Here is an 8,519-nt window from a genome sequence, read left to right as displayed (position 1 = left end):
ACCTTGTAATGCGAAGTCCCTTGTGGGCTTCTCGATACTCTCCGCAGTGGGCAATGAGGCGGGGGGCCACTCTACAATCGAAGTCAGAATCACTCTGCTTCCAGGAGCCGGCGGCCTCCCCGGGATCTCACTTGCTGCACCTCCCAACGGAAGGCATCCCTAAGATACAAGGAGCCGATTCATCGGCGAACCCTCAGCGGCAATCTTCGCGAACGAGGCATTGCATCGCATCATGCGGGCGTTCAACCGTCCGGCCAATCACCACAAGGCCTCGTTCGCACGTCTGACAACCTGAGGGTTCGCCGCTGAAGCGGCTCCTACAGAAAACGGCCTGGTCGCTCATTAGACCTTGAGCGACGAAGCGGCGTTGCGCATTTGCCACACGCAACCTCAACGTCCGCGACTCACACGACAGCACGAGCGTGAGGCGGCGAACGCCGCTCAATACATGAGCCGTAAAGCGGCTGTCCTTCAAGAGAGACGGCGCCGGATCGTTCAGACGACAAGCAAACGCACCTTCCCACCAACGACCCCCTCGACACGGAGCGCCGTCAGGTCGGTGATCCATTCGACGTTCTCGGGAATCTCTTCCGGATGATCACCGGCGATGGCGATGACGCGTGCGCCTGCGGCGAGTCCCGCGTCGATGCCGGCCTTGGCGTCCTCGAACACCAGGGTGTCCTTCGGATCGGCGTGCATGCGCTTCGCACCGAGGAGGTAACCCTCGGGATCGGGTTTGCCGTTGGTGACGATCTCACCGGTGACCATCAACGGGGGCGGGACGATGCCGGCGGCGCCCAGGCGGGCCTTGGCCAGCACCGTGTCGGCCGACGTAACGATGGTCCACGCTTCGGGTGGCAGGGCAGCGAGGAGGGCGTGTGCACCGGGGATCTGCACGATGCCATCGACATCCTCGACCTCTTCGCGATACAGGCGCTGGAAGACGGCATCGACATCCATGCCGGGTTTGGCGAACATCTTCACCGAATCCATCATGCGCACACCGTGCAGGCGTGGCAGCACGGCGTGCCAGTCGATGCCGTTCTCATCGCACCAGCGTTTCCAGATTTTCTCGACGACGACGCGCGAGTCGATCAGCGTGCCGTCCATGTCGAACAGCAATGCACGGGCCTCGATGACCGTGCCTGATTCAAGTCGCATGACGCCTCCGGTACAGGGAAAGACTCAACACGTGGGGACGCGTGAAGGGTTTCACCATACCGGAGGGCGTCGATTCCGTCAGCGGGAAGCCTGGGCGACGTGATTGCGGACGGCTTCGGCGAGGATGTCATTCACTTCCTTCGTGGCCTGCCGCGCGGCTTCGGCCTGACGACGACCCCATTCGGCCTGGGTCTTGCCCTCCATCGCACGCTGCTGGCCGATCTGGGCCATCTTCTGCGCGATGGCGGACTGCTCGCGACTCAGCGCGGCGTGGCCAGCGGCATAGGCGCCGGGGTCGCGCGGCCGGCTTGGGTCGGTCTCCTGGACGGCGAGTTCGGCCTGGCGTTCGCCGAGCTTGGCCATCTGTTCATTGAGCATGGCCTGCTGACTATCCATCGCGGCTTGTTTGTCCGCGCTCATCTTGCCCATGTCGGCTGACTTCGCACTGCGCTGGAGCGCGGTGGTGATGCGCTTCACGTAGGCCGGGTCGCGTAGCACCCAGGCCTGGTCGCCGTTGCGGAACCACACGTAGTCGTCGGAACCGTTGCGCTGCGATTCGGCACGGCGGATGTCATGACTGCTGCCATCGATCACGCTGACATCGTCGCCGAAGAAGACCAGGGCATGCGAGGGTTGGCCGTTGCGTCCCTCCACGGGCTGGATCGGGGCAGGAGGTGCCGGCGGTGCGGGAGGTAACGGTGGCAGCGCGGATTCCGCGGGTGCGGCGGGGGCAGCCGGTGAGGCGGGCGGGACCGGCGGGACCGAGGCATAAACAGCGCTGGGTTTGCTGCCGCTGTCTGCGGCAACGACGCGCCAGGGCATCACCCCAATGGCGGCGATGGCGATCACGAGCGAGACGGTGAGCATGCGCGGCGGCGCGTCGGTGGCGTGACCTAGCATGTCGAGTCTCCTTTTGAGGGTCTGGAAGGTGGGCGAGGCGCCCGGCAAGGCATGGTGCGGATGCGGGGTGACGCCCAGGCGGAGCAGGAGGCGCCCATAGCTCTTCGGCGCCTGGCGGCCACGCGATACGACAAGGGCGTCGCACGCAGCTTCACGGCACAACGCGTACTCACGCACCGCGTAGTGCACCAGGGGGTGGAAGAAGAAAAGTGTGCGGGCCGCCGCCGGGATCCAGCCGAGCATCAGGTCGCCACGACGGACGTGTGCCAGCTCGTGCATGAGGGCCATGTCGAGCTCATCGTCACCCAGGCGATCTTCCAGCGGCAGCAGGATGGTCGGACGCCAGAGGCCGATCACCTGGGGTGAGTCGACTTCGTCGGAAACCGCCAGGCGAGGCGAACGGCGCAGGCCGAGTTCACGCGCACGGCGCGCGCACAGCGTCTCCACGCGGACGTCGTCGTGCGACATGGCGCGGCCAACCACGCCGTGCAGACGATGCCAGCGCACGGCGGCGACGGCACACTGGGCAAGGACGGCGAGGAGCCAAAGGCCGAGGAGGGCGTACGTCCAGGAGAAGGTCCAGCCGGTATCCATGGCAACCGGTGCAAGGCCGGTGTCACCAAGGCCCGACGTGGTCATGACCGGTCCGTTAGTGGTGGCAGGAAGCAGCGGCACGCCAAGCAGCGTGGGGCAGGCGATGCCGGCGATGAGCTGCGCACCGAGCAGCCACCACAGCGTGCTACGCGCCGCGGCAGAAAGCGATGGCACGGCCCGGCACACCGCATAGACGATGGCAGCGAGCAGGAGAGCCTGTACGGAAGCGTGCGCCAGGCGAGAGAGCAGGGTGTCGAGGACGGCATCCATGTCAGCGGCCCTTCCGGCGAGACTGCAGTGTGTCGACCAGTGCCTCGAGCTCGGCCAGTTCGGTATCGCTCACCTGTCCGCGTTCGGACATCCATGCGACGAAAGGCGAGACGGAGCCTTGCAGGGTTTTTTCGACGAAGCGGGCTACCGCGCCGCTCATCACCTCACCGGATTCATTGGTGGCGCTATAGCGGAAGCTGCCGTCGAGCTTGCGGCGGCCGAGATAGCCCTTCGCGCGAAGCCGTTCCATCATCGTCAGTACGGTAGAGCGTGCGAGCCCGCGGGGTTCGCCATAGCCGGCACAGACTTCCGCCACCGTGCTTTTGGGCGCCTCGCCGATGTATTGAAGCAAGGCGAGTTCCTGGTCGCCGATGGTTTTCCTGCTCATGCCGCCGCTCCTGACTACAGATGTAGGCAGCGTGCGCCTGGCGACACGTGTAGTCAAGCATGACATCTGGCAGGGGCCACGAAAAAAGCCCCCGCCGTAAGGCAGGGGCTTTCGGGTACCTCGTCGAACGCGGTGGCCTCAGCCCCCGCGAAAGATCAGGCTGCCGCGTCCTTGAGCTTCTTGAGCGGACGGACCTTGACCTTGACCGAGGCGGGCTTGGCTGCGAACCAGCGCTCTTCACCCGTGAACGGATCCTTGCCCTTGCGCTTCGGCTTGGCAGCGACGGCAACGGAGGTGATCTTCAGCAGGCCGGGCAGCGTGAACGTGCCAGCACCCTTCTTGTGGACCGACGCGGAGATCGCGCCTTCGAGCGAAGCCAGCACGGCCTTCACACTCTTGCTGTCAATGCCGCTCTGCTCGACGATGTGCGAGACGAGCGTGGACTTCGAAAGCGGATCCTTGATCGGCTTGAGTGCGGCCGGGGCCTTTGCAGCCTTCACGGCAGCCTTGGCGGGAGCCTTGGCAGCCTTCTTCGCCGCCGTTTTTTTGGTCGTGGCCATGGTTATCCTTGTCACTGAATCGAATGAGGCGGCCTTTCCGGCCGATGCCCAGCGGGCGACTCACTCTAGCGTTGCTTGGGCCCGCTGAAAATAGGGTTTGCAAAGATTTTTTGCATTTGGAGCCCTTTTTTTACGGTCCCATGTGACGCACTGCGGAAAAACGGCGAATCAGATGCCTGCATACCACTCGTAACCGTTGTCTTCCCAGTAACCGCCGTTGCCGTCGCCGACGTCCGCGAACGAGGCCACCACTTCGATCCGGCGGATGTATTTCGCGTGTTTATAGCCCAGTTGCCGCTCGACGCGCAGCCGCAGCGGCGCGCCATGGGCGACCGGAAGCGGTCCGCCGTTCATGCCGTAGGCGAGCAGTGTTTGCGGATGTCGGGCTTCTTCGAGGTCGACGCTCTCGTAGTAGGGAGTGTCTTCCTCCATGTCGTCGAAGCAATGGAAGACGACATAGCGCGCTGTGGGGCGCGGCTTCACGTGGTCGAGCAAGGCGGCCAGCGGCGTACCCGTCCACTTGCCGATGGCGCTCCAGCCTTCGACGCAGTCGTGTCGGGTGATCTGGGTTCGCGTGCCGAGCGCCTGGAGATCGGCGATCGACAGGCGGGAGGGTACGTCTACCAGGCCGTCGACCTCGAGGCGGTAGTCGGCGAAGTCGCCCTTCATCAATCCCTGGTAAAGGGGCGTGTCCGGCATCAACGTGCCGTTGGGCTTGAATACCGCTGAAATCTCGGACTCGGGGTATTCGCGGGCGAGCGCCTTCGACGGCGAAAGAAAGCGTTGAACGCGGCGGTTGACCGCCTCGGCGCTATCCAGGATGCGGGGGCCGGTCTCGCTTTCCGATATCCGGTCGCAGGCGGCAAGCGAGGCGCCACCGAGTGCCAGAAGGGCAGTGCGCAGGAATCCACGACGGTTACCCATGGCGATCTTCCTCGTGACGGTCACTGTGAATGCGATACCAGCCGGTGATCATGCCGCGCAGCTGATTGAGGGGGCCGCTGATCAACACTTCGATGACATGGACGACGACGAAGGCGATGAACCCCATTGCGATGAAGAAATGGATGGTCCGCGCCGACTGCCGCCCGCCGACGGCCTCAACCAGGCCGCCCAGCACAGCGTCCATGCGTGGTGACATCAGTAACCCCATCAGAACGATCCCGCCGCCGAAGACGAAAATGGCCACAAGGTAGGCCAGGCGCTGCAGGATGTTGTAGCGCAGCGCCTCTTCCCCCTGGGGATGGCGAAATCGCAGGTGGTCGACAATGGAGCGCCCGATACCGCGCCAGTCGCGACGATCGGGTACGAGATCGCGGGAAAGATGTCGGCTGGCCAGCGACCATCCGACATAGGCGAGCCCGTTGAGCACGAACAGCCACGCGAAGAAGAAATGCCAACGTCGTCCCATGGCCAGCCAGCCTGGGCCAGGAATCGTCGCCCAGGTGGGGAAACCCCTCGAGGTCCATTTGCCGTTGACCTTGGATGCGCCCAAAACGCCGGTGGTGTCGAAAGCGTGGCCACCGACGACAGCCATCCCCTGAACGTTACCCGCCGCATCCTGGCCAGAGCGCAGGGCCAGGAGCTCTTTACCAGGATCGGAACGGTTGCCCCAGGAGAGCGAAGGGTGCGCGTTGAATATCTGCAGACCGCTGCCCAGGAGCGCTAGCAGGCAGATGGCGTTGATCCAGTGCATTAGCCGCACGGGCCAGCGATGTCGGTAGACGAGGCTTGTGGTCATGGCGTGACTCCCGAGGCCGGTGATACACAGTATGACCTCGTGGCGGCGAAAAACCTTTCATGGGTTTAGGTCATGCCGGCAAGTACCTTGTCCAGCGTCAGCGGATAGTCGCGGATGCGAACACCACACGCGTTGTATACGGCGTTGGCGATGCATGCCCCCGCTCCTGAGATGCCTACTTCGCCCAGCCCCTTGATCTTCAGCGGATTGGCGTTGTCGTCGAGTTCGGGCAGGAAGATCGCTTCCATCGGGCCGATATCCGCATTCACGGGTATGTGGTACTCGGCCAGATCGTGGTTGACGAACGCGCCGTAGCGCGGGTCGAGCACCATCTCTTCGGAGAGCGCCGAGCCCACGCCGAAGATCATGCCGCCCAGTGCCTGGGAGCGCGCCGTCTTCGGATTCAGGATGCGCCCTGCAGCGAACACGCCGAGCATCCGACGCAGACGGATCTCGCCGGTATCCCTGTCGACACCGACCTCGGCAAAAAAGGCGCCGTAGGTGTTCTGGTTATAGTTGGTGTTGTTGCTGCCCGGCTCGACACCGCCATCCGCAACCACGTCGTGGCTAGCTGCAAGCGCTGTATAGCTGACGCGTTTCTCGCCGTCGGTCACGTGACCATCCTCGAAACGCGCCCTGTCCGGGTCGATGCCCGCGGAATGGCACAGCTTCGTGCGCAACTGCATGCAGGCGTCGTAAAGACCCGATCCGGCGCTGGCGGCGCCGAACGACCCGCCGGAACCCGGGGTTTCAGGGAAGTCCGAATCACCAAGGAGGATTGTCACCCGCTCCATCGGCAAACCGAGCAGGTCGGCAGCAATCTGCGTGAAGATCGTGTACGAGCCCGTGCCGATATCGGTCATGGCCATGCGTGCGGTGAGCTGACCGGTCGCATCGAGGCACACGTTTGCCTTCGACGCCTGCAACATGTTGCCGCGGACCGCGGAGGACATGCCGATACCGACGAGCCAGCGTCCATCGCGCACCTGGGCGGGACGGTCGACGCGCTTGTCCCAGCCGAAGCGTTGCGCGCCTTCACGCATGCATTCGACCACCTTGCGTGAAGAGAACGGCACGCCCAGTTCCGGGTCCACGGTGGGCTCATTGCGAATGCGCAGTTCGACAGGGTCGATGTTGAGCCGGACAGCGAGTTCGTCCATCGCACCCTCCAGTGCCAGCAAGCCGACGGCCTCGCCCGGTGCACGCATGGAGATGGCAGGCGGCAGGTCCAGATCCACCTGGCGGTGCGTGTTGAGGCGATGGTCGCCTGCATAGCGCGAGCGGGTTCCCAGCACGGTCGGTTCGAATTCGTCGTTGCCCGGTTCGTTACCCGACCAGGCCTCATGCGCCTCGGCGAGGATACGTCCGTCGGCGTCGGTGCCCAGACGCACACGCTGGATGGTGTTTGTGCGATGGCCGACGACGTGGAACAACTGCTGACGGGTCAGAACGAGCTTGACTGTCTGGCCGGTGGCCTTCGCGGCGAGCGCCGCCAGCACGGCATCCGGTTGCACGTCGAGCTTGCTGCCGAAACCACCCCCGATGTACGCAGAAAGAAGACGGACTTTCTCAGGCGCGAGCCCGAACGTGGCGGCAAGTGCCTTGCGACCCGGGCTGGGCATCTGGTTGGACGTCTGAACAGTGAGCTTGTCGCCTTCCCAGTGGGCGATCGTCGCGTGCGGCTCCATGGCGGCGTGGAACTGAAAGGGCGTCGTGTAGACGACATCCAGCTGGTGCGGCGCGGCGGCGTAGGCGGCGTCGAAGTCGCCCTTTTTCGTGTCGGCCTTCGCGAACGAAAGATCTTTCGGCTTGCGCGCCGTTTCTCTGTGGGTGGCGAGGTCGAAGCGACCTGCCTGCGCATCGTATTCCGGGCGAACCAGCGATGCGGCATGGCGAGCCTGTTCGTACGAGCGGGCGATCACCAGGGCGACCGGCTGCCCGAAGTGCTTTACCGAGGTTCCGGTGAGTTGCGGAATCGCATCGTCGGACGTCGTGTCCTGATGAGGAACGTTCTTTGCCGTTACAACCTCGATAACGCCAGGGGCGTGCTTTGCCGCCGTCGTGTCGATGCCCAGGATGCGTCCCCGCGCGATCGTTGCAAGCACGGGAAAGGCATAGGCCACCGCGCCCACACCACCGTGTTCAGCGGCATAGGCCACTTTGCCCCGAACCTTCAGCGGCCCATCGACACGGTCGATGGCTTTGCCGGTGAACCCGTTGGGAAGGGTGTCGAGCGGCGTGACGCCGACCGTCGTGTCCATGCGGATCGTCATGCGGCGGTCCTCCCACATGCTTCGACCAGCACCGCACCTAGCGTGCGACGCGCAAGAGCCGGTTTGAAATCGTTATGCCCGTGCCCCTGCGCACCCGCCAGCGCGGTGTCTGCCACGGCGCGCAGCGAGGCTTCGTGTATCGGCGCCCCTTCCAGGGCATTCTCCAGCGCCTGATCGCGCCACGGCATCGCGGCTACACCACCGAAGGCGACGCGGGCGGAGACGATGCGGTCGCCGTCCAGCGCGACGATGGCGGCGACGGAGATCAGCGCGAAGGCATAAGACGCTCGATCGCGAACCTTTCGATACACCTGCTGGCCTTCGGGTGGCACAGGCAAGGTAACGTGGGTAATCAGTTCGCCCGGACGCAACGCCGTTTCGATCTGCGGAGTGTCGCCCGGCAACCGGTAAAAATCCGCGATGGGAATGGCGCGCTCCTCCCCCGAGGGCAGGAGGGTGTGGATGACCGCATCGAGAACGCGCATAGCCACGGCCATGTCGGAAGGATGCGTGGCGATGCAGGACTCGCTCGCGCCGACGATGGCGTGGATCCGGTTGAATCCACCTATCGCGGCGATGCAGGACTCGCTCGCGCCGACGATGGCGTGGATCCGGTTGAATCCACCTATCGC

At 64.3% G+C, this 8,519-nt stretch carries 8 protein-coding genes; all 8 read right to left on the bottom strand.

Annotation, left to right across the window (positions count from 1 at the left end):
• Positions 1-495 precede the first annotated feature (495 nt).
• Complete coding sequence (locus AC1DSN_RS14470; protein WP_477296470.1) at positions 496-1,161, bottom strand: HAD-IA family hydrolase; 666 nt, start codon at positions 1,159-1,161, stop codon at positions 496-498.
• 78 nt (positions 1,162-1,239) lie between these two features.
• Positions 1,240-2,925, bottom strand: a complete 1,686-nt coding sequence (locus AC1DSN_RS14465; protein ID WP_477331301.1) for a M56 family metallopeptidase — start codon at positions 2,923-2,925, stop codon at positions 1,240-1,242.
• Position 2,926: 1 nt separating this feature from the next.
• Entirely contained in the window at positions 2,927-3,313 is a 387-nt protein-coding gene (locus tag AC1DSN_RS14460; RefSeq protein ID WP_063573372.1) for a BlaI/MecI/CopY family transcriptional regulator, read from the bottom strand.
• Between the two features lie 155 nt (positions 3,314-3,468).
• Positions 3,469-3,873: an HU family DNA-binding protein gene (locus AC1DSN_RS14455; RefSeq protein ID WP_046968653.1), complete on the bottom strand. Its 405-nt coding sequence runs from the start codon at positions 3,871-3,873 to the stop codon at positions 3,469-3,471.
• A 168-nt stretch (positions 3,874-4,041) separates the two neighbouring features.
• Positions 4,042-4,797, bottom strand: coding sequence for a molybdopterin-binding protein (locus AC1DSN_RS14450; RefSeq protein WP_477296465.1), 756 nt, complete (start codon positions 4,795-4,797; stop codon positions 4,042-4,044).
• Positions 4,790-5,614, bottom strand: a complete 825-nt coding sequence (locus tag AC1DSN_RS14445) for a cytochrome b/b6 domain-containing protein (RefSeq protein WP_477296463.1) — start codon at positions 5,612-5,614, stop codon at positions 4,790-4,792. The genes AC1DSN_RS14450 and AC1DSN_RS14445 overlap by 8 nt, the downstream gene beginning before the upstream one ends.
• 65 nt (positions 5,615-5,679) lie before the next feature.
• The gene (locus AC1DSN_RS14440; protein WP_477331299.1) at positions 5,680-7,887 is read right to left on the bottom strand and encodes a molybdopterin cofactor-binding domain-containing protein; all 2,208 of its coding nucleotides are present in this window, start codon (positions 7,885-7,887) and stop codon (positions 5,680-5,682) included.
• Positions 7,884-8,519: FAD binding domain-containing protein (locus tag AC1DSN_RS14435; protein ID WP_477331297.1), on the bottom strand; the 636-nt coding region annotated here is incomplete at its 5' end. The genes AC1DSN_RS14435 and AC1DSN_RS14440, both read right to left, overlap by 4 nt.

This window comes from Luteibacter sp. P4_D7_3 (assembly GCF_056401735.1).
The sequence above is the reverse complement of the archived record's forward strand: the minus strand, read 5'-3'. Positions and strand labels throughout refer to the sequence as shown.